Below are 14,787 nucleotides of genomic sequence, written 5' to 3'. Positions count from 1 at the left end.
CGCCCGGCGGGCACGGCCCGGCGCGTCGCCTCGGCCAGCGCGGCGAGCGCGCGCGGTCTACCTCGTCCTCGAGGGCTGGCTCGCCGCGTCGAAGTCGACGGAGGGCGGCCAGAGGCAGATCGTCGAGTTCGTGCTGCCGGGACAGGTCTTCGAACCGGCCGCCGCGCATGGCGGGCGTTCGGCGCTCGACCTCGCGGCGCAGAGCGCGGCGCGGGTCGCCGTCATCGGGCGCGGCGAGTGGACGCGGCTCCTGCGGGCGCATCCCGCGCTCCACGACCTGCACGACCGGCACGTGGCGGAAATGCTCGCCCGTATGGCGGAGCGGATGCTCCGCCTCGGCAAGGGCTCGGCCGAGATGCGCGTCGCCCATGCGGTCTGCGAGCTGGGGCTGCGCGCGGGTGCGGGCGACGGGGCGCGGCGCGCCTTCCACCTGCCGCTGACGCAACAGGCGCTCGGCGACTACACGGGCCTCTCCTCCGTCCACGTGAGCCGCACCTTCCAGCGGTTCCGCAGCCTCGGCATCCTGTCGGTGGAGAACTGCATGGATATCGTCCTGCACGATCCGGCGTCGCTGGCGCGGATCGCCGGGATCGACGCGGCGGCGCCTGGCGGGACGGCGCTGCCGCGGCCCTGAGCCATGGCGGATTTCCGCGCTCCACAGGGGGTGGATTAACTTTCGTTAACGCCGCCGCGCGCGCGGGGTGAGACTGTGGGACAGGGCGGCCCGGCGGCCGCCTCCTGACCCAGGGGGGAACACCAATGACGCGCATTCATGTGGACCGTGCTTCGTGTGACAAGGCCCTGTTCTTCTCGGTTCCCGGACCCGTTTCCGACAAGCTCGGGCCGAGCCCGCGCGATTCGCTCGCCGCGCTCGTCTCCTACGGCATGACCGACGCCGAGATCGCCGAGTACCACGGCCTCCCGCGCGAGACGGTGACGCATCTGCGGCTGCTCTACGACATCCGCGACGGCCGCTGAGGCGACGACCCGGCCCGCCTGCCATGGGCGGGCCGCTCAATTTCCGGGCAATGGGCGCCCGGGCCGCCCGCGCAGGCGGCGTTTGTCCGCGCCGCGCCGCGCCCGTCCCTCCATCGCTTTGACCCGGACGCGGCCCGCGCCGCAGGCTGATCCCGCGCAGAGCATTTAGGGTTCCGCCCGGCTCGTCCGGGGACTGGTCCGAGAAATGCGGCCGCACCGGCAAATTCCGGCGCGGTACACGGCGGGCCAAAATCCCGGGAGAGCACTGCGACGCGAGGTTCGGCCGCTCCCCGATGCACGTCTGCTCCGGCCGGACCCTTCACAGGATTGTTCGGAGGGACCGACGATGACCAGAACCGCACTCGCCGCCAGCACCGCGCTCGCCCTTGCGCTCAGCCCCGGCCTCGCCGCCGCGCAGGAGCGCACCGAGTTCCGCGTGGCGTGGTCGATCTACGTGGGCTGGATGCCCTGGGGCTACCTCGAGGAGTCGGGCATCATGGACGCCTGGGCCGAGCGCTACGGGATCGACGTCGAGATCGTGCAGATCAACGACTACGTGGAATCGATCAACCTCTACACGGCGGGCGAGTTCGACGGGGTCAGCGCCACCAACATGGACACGCTGTCGATCCCGGCGGGCTCGGGCGTGGACACGACCGCGCTGATCGTTGGCGACTTCTCGAACGGCAACGACGCGGTGATCCTGAAGGGCGAGGGGACGCTGGAGAGCCTGGCGGGAATGCCCGTGAACCTCGTGGAACTGTCGGTGTCGCACTACCTGCTGGCCCGCGCGCTCGAGAGCGTGGGGCTGGAGGAGCGCGACCTCGCGGGCGTCGTCAACACCTCGGACGCCGACATGATCGCCGCCTTCCAGACGGACGAGGTGCAGGCCGTCGTGACGTGGAACCCGCTGGTGTCCACGATCGCCGAGGACCCGGCGGCCAACATCCTCTTCACTTCGGCCGACATTCCCGGCGAGATCATCGACATGATGGTGGTCAACACCGAGACGCTGGAGGCCAACCCGGACTTCGGCCGCGCCCTTGTGGGGGCGTGGTACGAGCTCATGACCATCATGTCCTCCGACACGCCCGAGGGGATCGCGGCGCGCACGGCGATGGCCGAGGCCTCGGGCACCGACCTCGCGGGCTACGACGCGCAGCTCGCCTCGACGCAGATGTTCTGGAACCCGGCCGATGCCGTCGCCTTCGTCGAGAGCCCGGCCCTGCCGGAGACGATGGTGAGCGTGGCCGAGTTCCTCTTCGAGCGCGGCATCCTCGGCGAGGGCGCGCCCTCGGCCGATTTCGTCGGCGTCGAATATCCGGGCGGCGTGGTGACGGGCGATCCGAACAACATCCGCCTGCGCTTCGACCCGTCCTTCATGCAGATGGCGGCCGACGGGGCGCTCTGACGCGGGCCCGGAGGGGGAGGGCGGGGCGGTGCGGCTCATCAACCGGCGGGCGGGACCAGCGGGGCGGCTGGCGCTGGCGGCGCTGCCCTTCGTGCTGGTCGCGCTCGTCTATGCCTCGGCCTCGGCGGCGCGGCTGGCCGAGAACCCGCAGGACCGCATCCTGCCCTCCTTCGCGACGCTCTGCCACACGGCGCTCCGCCTCCTGACGGAGGAGGACCGCCGCTCGGGCGAGATCCTGTTCTGGGGCGACACGGCGGCGAGCCTGTCGCTGCTTGGCGCGGGCGTGGGCATCGCGGCGCTGATCGGCCTGTCGCTCGGCCTCGCCATCGGGCTGATCCCGCTGGTGCGGTCGAGCCTCCAGGGCTTCGTCGCGGTCGTCTCGATGATCCCGCCGCTCGCGCTGCTGCCGATCCTGTTCATCTCGCTGGGCGTCGGGGATGCCGCGAAGATCGCGCTGATCGCCATCGGGATCACGCCGTTCCTGATCCGCGACCTCAGCGCCCGCACGCTGGAACTGCCGCAGGAGCAGCTCGTGAAGGCGCAGACGCTCGGCGCCTCCTCGCTCGCCATCGCGGTCTCGGTCGCGCTGCCGCAGATCATGCCGCGCCTGATCTCGGCGGTGCGGCTGTCGCTGGGCCCCGCGTGGCTGTTCCTCATCGCGGCCGAGGCGGTGGCTTCGGAGGCGGGGCTCGGCTACCGGATATTCCTCGTCCGCCGCTTCCTCGCCATGGACGTGATCCTGACCTACGTGGCGTGGATCACGGCTCTCGCCTTCCTCATCGACTGGAGCCTCGCGCGGCTGTCGCGGTGGCTCTACCCCTGGGCGGAGGCGCGGGAATGAGCCTCGTCGAGGTCAGCGACATCTTCCAGAGCTACGGGCAGCGCCCGATCCTCGAGCGCGTCAACCTCAGCGTGGCGGAGGGGGAGTTCGTCTCCATCGTCGGCGCCTCGGGCTGCGGGAAGTCGACCTTCCTGCGGCTCCTGCTGGACCAGGAGCGCCCGACGCGCGGGCAGATCACTGTGGACGGGGAGCCGCTCAAGGGTGAACCGGACCGCTCGCGGGGCATCGTGTTCCAGCGCTATTCGGTGTTCCCGCACCTGACCGTGCGCGACAACATCGTGGCGGCCGAGGCGCTGTCGCGGCCCCTCGGGCGGCTCTTCGGCGGCGTGAAGCGGGCGGCCCGCGCGCGGGCCGACGCGGCGCTCGAGCGGATCGGGCTCGCCCACGTGGCGCACCAGTATCCCGCCGCGCTGTCGGGGGGGATGCAGCAGCGCCTCGCCATCGCGCAGGCGCTGGCGGCCAAGCCGCGCATCCTGCTGCTCGACGAGCCCTTCGGCGCGCTCGACCCCGGCACGCGCGAGCAGATGCACCGCTTCCTCCAGGACCTCAGGGCGGAGACGCGGATGACCGTCTTCATGGTCACGCACGACCTGCCCGAGGCCTTCAAGCTCGGCGACCGGGTGGTGGTCTTCGACAAGACCCGCTGGGACCCGCACGACCCCGCCGCCTACGGCGCGACGATCACCTACGATTTCGACGCGCGGAACGGCGGCATCCCCTACCAACTGCAAGAGGACGAAGATGGATTTCCTGACCCCGCGCCGCAGCAGGTCGCGTAACCCGGCCGACGCGCCGCCGCGCGACCGCCGCGCGCACCACCCCGACCTGACCAAGCTGCTCGGCTGGAAGGCGATGCGCGCCGAGGCCGACATCCCCGAGGGCCGCTGGGACGAGGAGCGGCGCTGGGCGCTGCGCATGGGCCTGACGGGGGCGGACTCGATCGAGGACAAGTCCATCCCCACCTTCGCGCGGGGCGAGCTGCCGCATTACGCGGGCATCAACACCTTCCTCAAGGCGCCCTATGCCGAGGACGTGCTGGAGGTCGCGCATTACGACGCGACCGTCCTCGGCATCCCCTTCGACGGCGGCACCACCTACCGGCCCGGCACCCGCTTCGGGCCGCAGGGCGTGCGCAAGATCAGCGCGCTCTACACGCCCTACAACTACGAGATGGGCGTCGACCTGCGCGAGCAGATGACGCTCTGCGATGCGGGCGACGTGTTCACGATCCCGGCGAACCTGGAGAAGAGCTTCGACCAGATCAGCCGCGCGGTCAGCCACGTCTTCTCCTCCGGCAGCTTCCCGGTGATGATCGGGGGGGACCATTCCATCGGCTTCCCCTGCGTGCGCGGCATCGCGGAATGCACCTCGAAGAAGATCGGGATCGTGCATTTCGACCGCCACGCCGACATCCAGGAAAAGGACCTCGACGAGCGGATGCACACGACCCCGTGGTTCCACTCGACGAACCTGCCGAACGTGCCGGCGAAGAACCTCGTCCAGATCGGCATCGGCGGCTGGCAGGTCCCGCGCGAGGCGGTGAAGGTCGCGCGCGAGCGGGAGACCAACATCATCACGATGAGCGACATGGAGCGGATGGGCGTCGACCGCACCGCCGAGATGGCGCTCGAGATGGCCTGGGACGGCGTCGACATGGTCTACATGTCCTTCGACATCGACAGCATCGACTGCGGTTTCGTGCCCGGCACGGGCTGGCCCGAACCCGGCGGCTTCCTGCCGCGCGAGGCGCTGGCCCTGGCCTCCAAGGTCGCGGCCGAGGGGCTCTGCGGGATGGAACTCGTCGAGGTCTCGCCGCCCTACGACACGAGCGACATCACGGCGCTGATGGGCACGCGGGTGATCGTGGACGTGCTGGGCTCGATGGTGGCGCACGGGGTGCTCGGCAAGCACAAGGCGCATATCGACAAGCCAGTCAGCATCCCGCACGGCGCGTTCGAGGGGCGGAGGTGGTCCAATGCCCCATGACCATCACCACCATGGGCACCACCATGGGCACGGGCACGGGCACCACCACGGGCACGGGCACCACCATCACCACCACGAGCACGCGCATGGCCATGGGCACGGGCACGGGCATGGGCACGGGCACAACCACGCCCATGCCGACCACCTGCATTCCCACCTCATGCCCGAGGACCACGCCGCCGACCTCCAGGTGCTGACGGCGCAGTTCATCGACGGTTTCGTGACCGCCGCCGACAAGGCCGCCTACCTGCGCCTCGCGGGCGTTCCGCTGGAGCGTCCGGGCAAGGCGGGGCCGGGGCGGCTGAAGCTCGTGGACGTGGAACTGAGGACCGAGTGGCAGGTCGGCACCGCTTCGCCCTCCTTCGGGACGCGCGAGCTGAGCTACCTGCCCTTTCCGGGCGAGATGATCCGCGAGCGGACGAACATGGTGCTGGTCTACGTGTCGATGGACGAGAAGGACCGCCTCGACATCCGCGACTTCCTCGCCGACCGGCTGACGGGCTGAGCGTCCGGCGGGCGCCGGTCTCGGTCGTGTGAGACGGGGGGGCGGCCCGCCACGCGTCCCTCCCCCCTGTGGAGATGCGCGAAGCGGGCGCGGCCGGAGATACGCCGGGGCCTCTGCCGTGGAGGGATCGAGGGGGGGGGGCGTGTCGGCGGGACACGCCTTCGCTGCCGGGACGGCGCGCCCGCCTTCGGATCCGGGGGGCCTTGCCCGCGGTCAGTGCCGCTTGCCCGGAGTCCGACACTGGCGCCGCGGTGCCCGGTCGGTCGGGCGAGTGACCGGCTCCCCCCTCAGGCCAGCGCGTCGAGGACGCGGCCGGCGATGCGGGCGGTGTCGGGCCAGGAGGGGAGGGCCGCGCCCGCCGTGGCGGCGTTCCTCGCCAGCGTGTCGCGGAGGTCCGTCTCGGTCAGCACGCGGCGGAGGGCGGCGGCCAGCGCCTCGGGGTCCTCGGGCGGCACGAGAAGGCCCGCGTCGGGCGGCACGGTGTCGGGCACGGCCCCGGTGCGGCAGGAGACGATCGGCAACCCGTGCGCCAGCGCCTCGTCGAAGACGATGCCGTAGCCCTCGTAGCGGGTCGCCAGCGCGAAGACCGTGGCGCTGCGGTAGAGGGTCTGAAGCGCCTCCGCCGAGACGCGGCCCGCGAGGCGCACGCGATCCCCGAGGCCGAGCTCCGCGTGCAGGCGGTCGAGTTCCTCCGCGTGGCCCTCGTCGTAGCGCGAGCCCGCGATCACCGCCCGCCAGTCGAGGTCGGTGATCGCCGCGAGCGCGTGCAACAGCACGTCGTGCCCCTTGCGCCGGTGCTGGATGCCGACCGACAGGATCAGCGGAGGTGCTGCGGGGGCGGGCGTGCCCTCCGGCCGGTCGGTGCCGGGGCGCGCGATGGTGATGCGCGACGGATCGACGCCGTAGCGGGAGGCGAGCATGTCGGCGGTATGCGCGCTTGGCACGAGGACATGGGCGGCCAGCGCGAGGTTGTCGCGTTCGGTCCGGTAGAGGTGGTCGCGCAGCGCCTCGTCGAGGCCGCTCTCGAGCGCGAGGGGGTGGTGGATCATCGCCACGATTGGCGCGCGGACGCGGGCGAGACCGGCGGTGTCGATGGAGCCGAAGACCAGCCCGTCGAGGATCAGGGCGCGCTCCTCGGGCAGGGCGGCGAGGGCTTCGACGGCTTCGGCCATGTGTCCGGGCGTGGGCACCGGGAAGGAGGCGCCGAGCGCGATGTGCCGCACGTCGCGGCCGAGGTCGCGCAGGCCCTCGAGCAGGCGCCGCTCGTAGATGTAGCCGCCCGTCAGCGTGGTGATGTCGCCCGGGATGGCGAAGGCGGCCTGCCTCATCCGAGCTGCTCCGGCGCGTAGACCCTGAGGATGCGCGCCTCGACCGCGCCGACGCCCGCGTAGCCGAGGGCCGAGAGGACGGAGACGAGCGCGATGGAACTCCACAGCATGTCGTAGTCCGAGAGCGAGGCCGACATGGCCATGAGGCTGCCGATGCCGTTCCCGGTGGCCAGCCATTCGACGACCGTGACCGCGAGGACCGAGGCCGGAACCGCCATCCGCGCGGCGGCGAAGAAGGCGGGCAGCATGGCCGGGATGCGCACGCGGAGGAGGCGGGCGACGGGCCCCGCGGCGTAGCTGTCGAGCACGTCCATCACCTGTCCGGGCGCCTGGCGCAACCCGTGGAGGCAGGCCACGAAGGTCGGGAAGAAGACCATGACGGCGACGAGCGCGATGGTCCCCGTCGCCCCCCGCCCGAGGAGCAGCACGACGAGCGGCGCCGTCGTCACGATGGGCACGGAGCGGAGCGCGATGGCGAGCGGCATGGCCGTGGGGGGGAGCGCGGGCACGAGGACGAGGAGCACGGCGAGGCCCGCGCCCGCCGCGAGCCCGGCGAGGTAGCCCGGCAGGAGGTAGACGGCGGTTTCCCCGAGTGCGGTGCCGAGCGTCGCCCGCGTGGCCGTCGCGTCGGGCGCCAGAAACAGCGCGTCGAAGACCTCGGCCGGTCCCTTGGCGAAGAAGGGGTTGAGCCCGAAGGCCGCGATCAGCCCCCACCAGAGCGCCAGCGCCGCGACGGCCACGAGCGCCGTGTCGCGCGCGCCCGCGCCCCGCGCCGCGGCGGGCGGAGGCGCGGCGAGGATCACCGGCGGCGCGTCGAGGAGGAGCCGCCGCGCCAGCCAGCCGATGGCGAGATAGGCGGCGATGGAGACGGCGGTGGCGAGGGTGGCGAGCGCCCAGGTCATCTCGACGTCGAGCGCGCGGATCGCGCGCACGGTGAGCACGCCCATGCCGCGCTCGGCCCCGGTGAACTCGCCCACCATGGCGCCGAGGAAGGCCGCGGGCGCGGCGATCTGGAGCCCCGCGAAGAGGTAGGGCAGCGCGGCCATGCTGCGGACATGGACGAGGGCGGCGATGCGGCCCCGCCCGTAGCTGCGCACGAGGTCGAACCAGCTGTCGGGCGCGGCCCGCAGTCCGACGAGAAGCGGGATCAGCGTCGTGTAGTAGACCGCGAGTGCCGCGAGCGCGATCTGCGGCCCGTTGCCGGGGCCGAAGAAGACCCGGAGGATCGGGCCCGTCGCCACCAGCGGCAGGCAGAAGACGAGGAGCGCGAGGCCCGTCACCACCCGCTCGGACCGGGGCCAGACCAGGGCGACCCCGGCCAGCGCGATGGCGGCGAGGTTGCCGATGACGAAGCCCGCCGCCGCGTTGCCGAGCGTCACCCAGAGCGCGCGGCCCATCAGCGCCCATTCCCGGACCAGGTAGGCCGCGACCTCGGACGGCGCGGCGAGGACGAAGGCCTCGGTCAGCGCGCGGCCCGCGACCTCCCAGAGGAGGAGGATCGCGACGATCCCCGCCCAGGGATCGACGCCCCGGCGCGGCGCGTGGGCAAGCGTCGCGGCCGCGGTCATTGCGCGGCGAGCGGCGTCTGGCGCATCGCCATGCCGCGCGTCAGCGCCGCGAAGACCTCGTCGGCGAGGGCCGCGAAGCCGGGCGTGCGCGCCAGCCCCGGATCGCGCGGGCGGGGCAGGTCCACGGCGATGTCCGCCACGATCTCGGCGGGCCGGGGCGAGAGGACGACGATCCGGTCCGACAGCATCACGGCTTCGCTCACCGAATGCGTCACGAGGAGGGTCGTCGTCCCCCGCGCCTCCCAGATGCGCGGCAGGTCCTGCGCGAGCTGTTGCCGCGTCAGCTCGTCCACCGCGCCGAAGGGCTCGTCGAGGAGGAGGAGGCTCGGCTGCGTGGCCAGCGCCCGGGCGATGGCGGCGCGCTGGCGCATGCCGCCCGACAGCTCGGCGGGCCGCGTGCCTCCGAACCCCTCGAGGCCCACGAGCGAGATGAGCTGATCCACCTCGCGCGCGATCAAGGGCCTGCGCGCGAGGCCGAGCGCGAGCTCGATGTTGCCCCGGACGCTCCGCCAGGGCAGGAGCGAGGGGTCCTGGAACGCCACCGACAGGCCCGCGCGGCGCAGGGTCTCGGCGGGCGGCTCGCCGCCGATGGAGATGGCCCCGGCGCCCGGGGTCTCGAGCCCCGCGACCATGCGCAGGATCGTGGACTTGCCGCAGCCCGAGGGGCCGACGAGCGCCGTCGTCTGCCCGGCCGCGAATGTCAGCGAGAGGGGACGGACGGCCTCCGTCCCCCCGGCAAAGGTCTTGGCGACACCGGAGAGAACCACCTCCGGCGGGCTGGCGGGATCAGGCGCCATGGACCTCTTCTAGGATCGAGCGGTCCCAGAGGTCGGGCGTCACCGTCCGGCCGAGGAGCGCGAGGGTCTCGATGTTGGCGGCCACGGTCTCGTCCGTCCACCAGCCGAAGCCGTTGGCGTCGGTCAGGTCCGAGAACATGAGCGGCACCTGCCGCGCGGCCTGCAGCTTCTGCGTCTCGAGGTCGAGGCCCGCGTCGGGGTACATGGCGAGCGTCAGCTCCGCCGCGGCGTCGGTGTCCTGGCGGTAGATCTCCCAGCCGCGCACCTCGCCCGACATGAGCGCCACGAGCTCCGCCCGGCGGTTGGCGAGGCTGTCCTCGGTGGCGATGTAGGTCTGGGAATGCACCGCATAGCCGTAGTCGGCCATCAGCATCGTCACGCTCTCGACGCCCTGCATGGCCATGGCCACCGGCAGGTCCGTCTCCCAGCAGAGCAGGCAGTCGACCTCGCCCGCCAGCAGCGGCTGCGCGGAATACTGCGTCGGGATGATCTCGATGGCGTTGATGTCCACCCCGTTCAGCGTGCAGAGCGCCTGCAGGACCGGCGTGTTGGCGAGCGCCATGCCGATGCGCTTGCCCGCGAGGTCGGCGGGCTCGTTCACCGGGTTCGCCGGAAGCGAGGCGATGACGAAGGGGTTCTTCTGCATCGCGACGGCGAGGATCCTGAAGGGTGCGCCGTTCTCGACGGCGGCGGCGGTGTAGTCGGCGGCCGAGATGCCGACGAGCGCGGTGCCCGCGACGACGGGCGGCTCGACGGGGGCGTTGGGCCCGCCCGGCAGGAGCGAGACCTCGAGCCCCGCCTCGGTCCAGAAGCCGCGGTCCTGCGCGATGTAGCTGCCCGCGAACTGCGAGGAATGGAGCCACGAGAGCTGCAGCGCCACGGGCGTCTGGGCGCGGAGGGCGCGGGGCGACAGGCCGAGCGCGGCGGCGCCGAGGCCGGCCGCCCCGGTGCCGAGCAGCGTGCGGCGGGTGAAGGTGCGGTCGTTCATCTTGATCTCCCTGTTGCAGGCAGAAGGCTAGGGACGAGGGGCGGGAAGGCAACCCCGAGGGGGGGCCCGAGGGCTGCCTGCGGGGCTCCTCAACGCCCGGCGAGGCCGTCGGGTTCATCCGCTTCCGCGCGCGCCTCCGTGGTTGCGGGACGGGTCCGGCGGGACAGGAACAGGATGCCGGGCAGAACGGTCACGATGAAGGCCAGGCCGAAGGCGACGCTGGCGGCGAGGCCCGAGCTCGACGAGGCCCCGGCAAGCGGGAAAAGCGCTGCGGCGGCGCCTTCGCGCAGGCCCCAGCCGCTGACGGTGAGGGGCACGAGCATGGTGAAGAGGATGATCGGCACGAGCGCCAGCACCTCGGCCAGGTCGAGGCGCACGCCCACCGCCTGGGCGCAGAAGGCGAAGGCCGCCAGCACGCAGGCCGTCGTGCCGAGGCTGAGGAGCACCTGCCGCGGCAGTACGTCGCGGGAGGCGAGCGCGAGGCCGAGCTTGCGCCAGAGGCTCGCCGCCGCGCGGCCCACGGCGCCGGGAAGGCGCGTCGCCCCGGCGAGGACCACGGGCAGGGCGAGGCCCGCCAGCACCAGGACCGCCACGGGCGCCGCCGCCCATCGCGGCCATTCGAGGCCGCCCGGCGCGAGGAAGGTGGCGAGAAACGCCGCCGCCATCGCGAGGAAGAGGGCGATCTGTCCGGCCAGCCGCTCGAAGGCGACGGCGAGGCTCGAGGCGAGGAGGCCCGCCTGTCCGCGCGCGCGCACGGCGCGGCCCGCGTCGCCCACCATGCCGCCCGGCAGCGACTGGTTGACCACCTGGGCGAGGTAGTATTCCCGCACCGCATGCCCGCGCCCGAGCGTGATGCCGAGCTTGCCCGCCGTCAGCCGCCAGCGCAGCGCCGAGAGCACGGTCTGGAGCGTGAGCGCGCCGACCGCCGCCGCGAGCCACGGAAGCTCGGCCGAGGCGAGGCGGCGGAGCGCCTCGGGCCCGTCGGCGGCGCGCCAGAGCACGGCCATGAGCCCGACCGCCACCGCGATCTGCACCGACCGGAGGAGCCAGGAGGGGATCTCGCGCCCGAGCAGGGTCAACTGCCCTCCTCCGCTGCGGAGGTGAAGGTGCCGAGGATGAGGTCGCGCATCCGGTCCATGCCGCGCACCTGCGCGTCCTCCGCCGGGATCAGGCCCGGGCTCCAGCCCCACTCGGCCACGAGTTCCACCAGGTGCGGCGGGCCGATGACGTGGACGGGCACGTCCGGGCGCTCGTCGAGCGCGACGAAGGCCGCCGCCTGGTGGTCGCCCACGACGAACATCAGCGGCGGCTCCCCGGCATGGCGGGCGGCGTAGTCGAGGACGGTGCGCAGCGCATAGTCCACCGCCTGCCGGTACTGGTCGCGGATCCTGTCACGGTCGCGCCATACCACGTCGGGCGGGTCGCCCGACAGGGCCATGTCGTTGAAGATGGTGCCGTCGCCGATCTCCGCCCAGTCGACGAGGTCGGGCACCGGCACCCAGGGCGCGTGCGAGGAGCCGAGCGCGACCTGCGCGAAGAGCGGGGCGGCGTGCGTGCCGTCGCGGAGCAGCCGGTCGAGGGCCGCGAGCGTGAACTGGTCGGGCATCGTCACCCAGTTGAACGGCAGGCCCGCGTAGCCGAGGTCGCGGGCGGGCAGCACCGTGTCGAAGCCCATGAACGCGGCCTCGGGCCATTCGAGCGTGATCTGCGGCATGACCGCGGCGGTGCGGAAGCCCGCGCGCCCCGCCATGTGGAACAGCGTCTGCCGCCCGGAGGCCAGCGCCGCGCCATAGCTCGTCTGGTTGTCGATCCAGAGCCCGTTGGCGAAGGTCCCGTGCGAGAGCCAGCTCTGCCCGCCGCGCGTGGGCGCCGCGACGAAGCCCGAGCGCATGGCGAGGCCGAGCGCCCCGAGCCGCGCCGCGCCCTCCGCCAGCGTCGCACGGTGAGTCGCGGCATAGAGCGGCGTGTCGAGGCTGGTGCGGCCATAGCTCTCGACGAAGATCACGAGGACATCGCGGTCGATCAGGTCGAGCAGGCCCTCGCGCTCCGCGAAGGGGTCCTGCCTGGCCGCCGCCTCGAAGGCGCGCAGCTCGGCCAGCGTGGCGCGCGCCATGCCGATCCGCTCGACGCCGACGCGGGCGGTGAAGGCCGCGCCGGGCGGGGCGGCGGGCAGGCTCCAGCGGCCCATGGCCTGCCCGATCTCGGCCGTGGCGACGCCCGCCGCGAGGATCGCGGCCGCGCCGGAGGCCAGCGCCACGCCGCGCGGACGGGCCACGCGCGCCCATGTCCCCGTCGCCCACCACAGGAGCCAGCCCGCCAGCGCGAAGATGGCCAGCGCGGCCGCTGCGGCGAGGATCGTGAGGCCGAGCCCCGCCGAGCCCGCGAGCAGGCGCAGCCCCGCCTCCACCAGCGGCAGGTCGGAAACCGGGTTGAAGCCGCGCCCGAGCGCCGTGAACATCGCGAAATCGGCGAGCTTCAGCACCGCGATCAGCAGGAGCGCCGCGACGAGCGCCGTGCGGAAGGCCCGCCCCGCGCCCCCGTGCCCGAGGGCGACCAGCGCCAGGAGGATCGCCGGCAGCTCCAGCGGGAAGACGAGGAGCGCGCCCCATGTCATCGCCGCCGGGTGGTTCGGCTGGATCAGGACGAGGTGCAGGACGAGCGCCGCCAGCGCCAGCCGCAGGAGGGGCGCGGCGCCGATCCGGCCTTGCGCCGTCGCGTCAGTCACGGTTGCGCCGGAGCCACGCGACGTCCCGCGCGAAGGACCAGGCGAGCGCGCCGCCCGCGACCGCCACCAGCCCGGCGGAGGCCCATCCCGGCAGGAGCGGAAGCTGCAGCACGATCAGCGCGCCGAGCTGGATCACGCAGACGGTCTTGCGGCTGAAGCGCTCGGGCAGGGGCGCGCGCAGCCAGGGCAGGATCACCCCCGCCGCCCCGAAGGCGTAGCGGGGCAGCCCGAGGAGCACGACCGCGAAGGGCGCGCCGCCCGCGCTCCAGGCGCCGACGGCGAGCACGAGGGCGAGAAGCGAGTCGACCTCCATGTCGAAGCGCGCCCCGAAGCCCGAGACGAAACCCTGCCGCCGGGCGAGCCAGCCGTCCACCCCGTCGAGCGACAGCGCGAGGACCGCCACGGCGAAGAGGCCCCAGTGCGCCCCGACGCCCGACACCAGCGGCGGGATCAGCGCCGCGCTCAGCGCGAGGCGCAGGAGCGTCACGAGGTTGCAGTGCCCGACGCTCGCGTGCGGATAGGTGCGCCGCATGAGGCGTCCGGCCGCCAGGGCGCCCGCGCCGTAGACGGCGAGGCCCGCCGCGAGGCTCGCCGCCCCGCCCGCCCCGAGCGCCGCGCCGAGCGCGAGGACGAGGCCCGCGCCCGCCAGCGCGGCCAGCGCGAAGTCGGCGACCGGCCCCTGCAGGAACAGGGGCGGCCGCCGCCGCACGGCGCGGGACAGGTCGAGGTGGGTCCATGTCATTGGCGTGACACTAGCACGACATCGCGCCAGTCAACCCCGCAGCCGTTCGGGTTGAAGCCGGCCCGGCGCAATCTAGCTGATGGCAGGCGCGCTTGTGGCGCTGTGAGGGGCGGCGGCCGGGCGCCGCGTGCATGCAATGGGTCGGCGGGCCGGAAGGTGGCGACGGACCGGCGGGTCGGGCGCCGACGCGGGACGCGGGAAAGGTCGCGACGGCGGCTGGCCTGGAGCGCCCCGCAGAGCGTGGACCGTGGGGCCGGTTGAGGACCGTGGGGCCGGGAGGCCGGATGAAGGCGGGAGCGCCGGCGGGCTTGACGATGGCGGCAAGCCGGGTCGGGTGCCGCCGCGGGAGGCGGGGAGCCGCCCTCGACGCCGCATCTCCGGGAGCGCAAAGTGGCGCGAGGGCCCGTCGGCGCGGCGAAGACCGGAACCGCCGGATGACCGCGGTGGGCGGCCGGAAGGACCGGACGAGGGCCGAGGGGCGGCAGGACGGACGATGCGCCAAGGCCGGAGGACCTGACGGGGCCGGAGGAGGGACGGGCGGACCGTGCTCCGGGGGCCGAAGGACCGGACGAGGACCGGGGGCGGCAGGGCGGACGATGCTCCAAGGCCGAAGGACCGGACGAGGACCGGGGGCCGGAAGGGCCGACGATCATCCGGGGTCTGGTGGCCAGCGGGAGGCCCGCGACCCGGAGGGCCTGACGATGCCCCGCGGCCCGGAGGGCCTGACGATGCCCCGCGGCCCGGAGGGCCTGACGATGTGCCTCGGCCCGGAGGGCCTGACGATGCGCCTCGGGCCGGAGGGCCTGACGATGTGCCTCGGCCCGGAGGGCCTGACGATGTGCCTCGGCCCGGAGGGCCAGGGGCGCCTACGGGGCCGGAGGGCCTGACGATGCCCCGCGGCCCGGAGGGCCAGGGGCG

At 73.4% G+C, this 14,787-nt stretch carries 15 protein-coding genes and 1 riboswitch; of the genes, 8 read left to right on the top strand and 7 right to left on the bottom strand.

Translation table 11 applies throughout. The annotated features are described in order from the left end of the window. From ACTS11_RS09230 to ACTS11_RS09200, 7 genes are all read left to right on the top strand, one after another. Positions 1–634 (top strand): Crp/Fnr family transcriptional regulator (locus ACTS11_RS09230; RefSeq protein WP_442640032.1); only part of this gene is annotated, 634 nt, incomplete at its 5' end. Positions 635–759: 125 nt separating this feature from the next. Further along, on the top strand, positions 760–978 hold the full coding sequence (locus ACTS11_RS09225) for a hypothetical protein (protein ID WP_442640031.1): 219 nt from the start codon (positions 760–762) through the stop codon (positions 976–978). Between the two features lie 154 nt (positions 979–1,132). After that, positions 1,133–1,241, top strand: a riboswitch (guanidine-I (ykkC/yxkD leader). Positions 1,242–1,324: 83 nt separating this feature from the next. Then, positions 1,325–2,389, top strand: a complete 1,065-nt coding sequence (locus tag ACTS11_RS09220) for a putative urea ABC transporter substrate-binding protein (RefSeq protein ID WP_442640030.1) — start codon at positions 1,325–1,327, stop codon at positions 2,387–2,389. A 28-nt stretch (positions 2,390–2,417) separates the two neighbouring features. After that, positions 2,418–3,230 (top strand): ABC transporter permease, encoded by an 813-nt coding sequence (locus tag ACTS11_RS09215; RefSeq protein ID WP_442640029.1) that lies wholly within the window; start codon positions 2,418–2,420, stop codon positions 3,228–3,230. Then, positions 3,227–4,009, top strand: a complete 783-nt coding sequence (locus ACTS11_RS09210) for an ABC transporter ATP-binding protein (RefSeq protein ID WP_442640028.1) — start codon at positions 3,227–3,229, stop codon at positions 4,007–4,009. The genes ACTS11_RS09215 and ACTS11_RS09210 overlap by 4 nt, the downstream gene beginning before the upstream one ends. After that, positions 3,972–5,216, top strand: coding sequence for an agmatinase family protein (locus tag ACTS11_RS09205; protein ID WP_442640027.1), 1,245 nt, complete (start codon positions 3,972–3,974; stop codon positions 5,214–5,216). The genes ACTS11_RS09210 and ACTS11_RS09205 overlap by 38 nt, the downstream gene beginning before the upstream one ends. Continuing rightward, positions 5,206–5,721 (top strand): hypothetical protein, encoded by a 516-nt coding sequence (locus ACTS11_RS09200; RefSeq protein ID WP_442640026.1) that lies wholly within the window; start codon positions 5,206–5,208, stop codon positions 5,719–5,721. Before ACTS11_RS09205 ends, ACTS11_RS09200 begins: the two co-directional genes overlap by 11 nt. Before the next feature lie 287 nt (positions 5,722–6,008). Here the strand turns inward: ACTS11_RS09200 and ACTS11_RS09195 are convergent, their stop codons facing one another. The 7 genes from ACTS11_RS09195 to ACTS11_RS09165 all read right to left on the bottom strand — a co-directional run bounded on the left by ACTS11_RS09195 (position 6,009) and on the right by ACTS11_RS09165 (position 13,869). Beyond that, positions 6,009–7,049, bottom strand: a complete 1,041-nt coding sequence (locus tag ACTS11_RS09195) for a glycosyltransferase (RefSeq protein ID WP_442640025.1) — start codon at positions 7,047–7,049, stop codon at positions 6,009–6,011. Beyond that, positions 7,046–8,617, bottom strand: coding sequence for an ABC transporter permease (locus ACTS11_RS09190; protein ID WP_442640024.1), 1,572 nt, complete (start codon positions 8,615–8,617; stop codon positions 7,046–7,048). The genes ACTS11_RS09195 and ACTS11_RS09190 overlap by 4 nt, the downstream gene beginning before the upstream one ends. Then, complete coding sequence (locus ACTS11_RS09185) at positions 8,614–9,414, bottom strand: ABC transporter ATP-binding protein (protein ID WP_442640023.1); 801 nt, start codon at positions 9,412–9,414, stop codon at positions 8,614–8,616. The genes ACTS11_RS09190 and ACTS11_RS09185 overlap by 4 nt, the downstream gene beginning before the upstream one ends. Continuing rightward, positions 9,404–10,402 (bottom strand): ABC transporter substrate-binding protein, encoded by a 999-nt coding sequence (locus ACTS11_RS09180; protein WP_442640022.1) that lies wholly within the window; start codon positions 10,400–10,402, stop codon positions 9,404–9,406. Before ACTS11_RS09180 ends, ACTS11_RS09185 begins: the two co-directional genes overlap by 11 nt. A gap of 89 nt (positions 10,403–10,491) precedes the next feature. Then, positions 10,492–11,481, bottom strand: coding sequence for a lysylphosphatidylglycerol synthase transmembrane domain-containing protein (locus ACTS11_RS09175; RefSeq protein ID WP_442640021.1), 990 nt, complete (start codon positions 11,479–11,481; stop codon positions 10,492–10,494). After that, positions 11,478–13,127, bottom strand: coding sequence for a sulfatase-like hydrolase/transferase (locus ACTS11_RS09170; protein ID WP_442640020.1), 1,650 nt, complete (start codon positions 13,125–13,127; stop codon positions 11,478–11,480). The genes ACTS11_RS09175 and ACTS11_RS09170 overlap by 4 nt, the downstream gene beginning before the upstream one ends. Beyond that, positions 13,120–13,869, bottom strand: coding sequence for a CDP-alcohol phosphatidyltransferase family protein (locus ACTS11_RS09165; protein WP_442640019.1), 750 nt, complete (start codon positions 13,867–13,869; stop codon positions 13,120–13,122). The genes ACTS11_RS09170 and ACTS11_RS09165 overlap by 8 nt, the downstream gene beginning before the upstream one ends. 701 nt (positions 13,870–14,570) lie before the next feature. On the opposite strand from ACTS11_RS09165, the gene ACTS11_RS09160 reads away from it, so the two are divergent. Beyond that, entirely contained in the window at positions 14,571–14,756 is a 186-nt protein-coding gene (locus tag ACTS11_RS09160; protein ID WP_442640018.1) for a hypothetical protein, read from the top strand. The last annotated feature ends 31 nt before the right edge of the window (positions 14,757–14,787 follow it).

Origin of the sequence: Roseicyclus sp. (genome assembly GCF_052168335.1) — a bacterium.
GTDB lineage: Bacteria > Pseudomonadota > Alphaproteobacteria > Rhodobacterales > Rhodobacteraceae > Roseibacterium.
The sequence above is the reverse complement of the archived record's forward strand: the minus strand, read 5'-3'. Positions and strand labels throughout refer to the sequence as shown.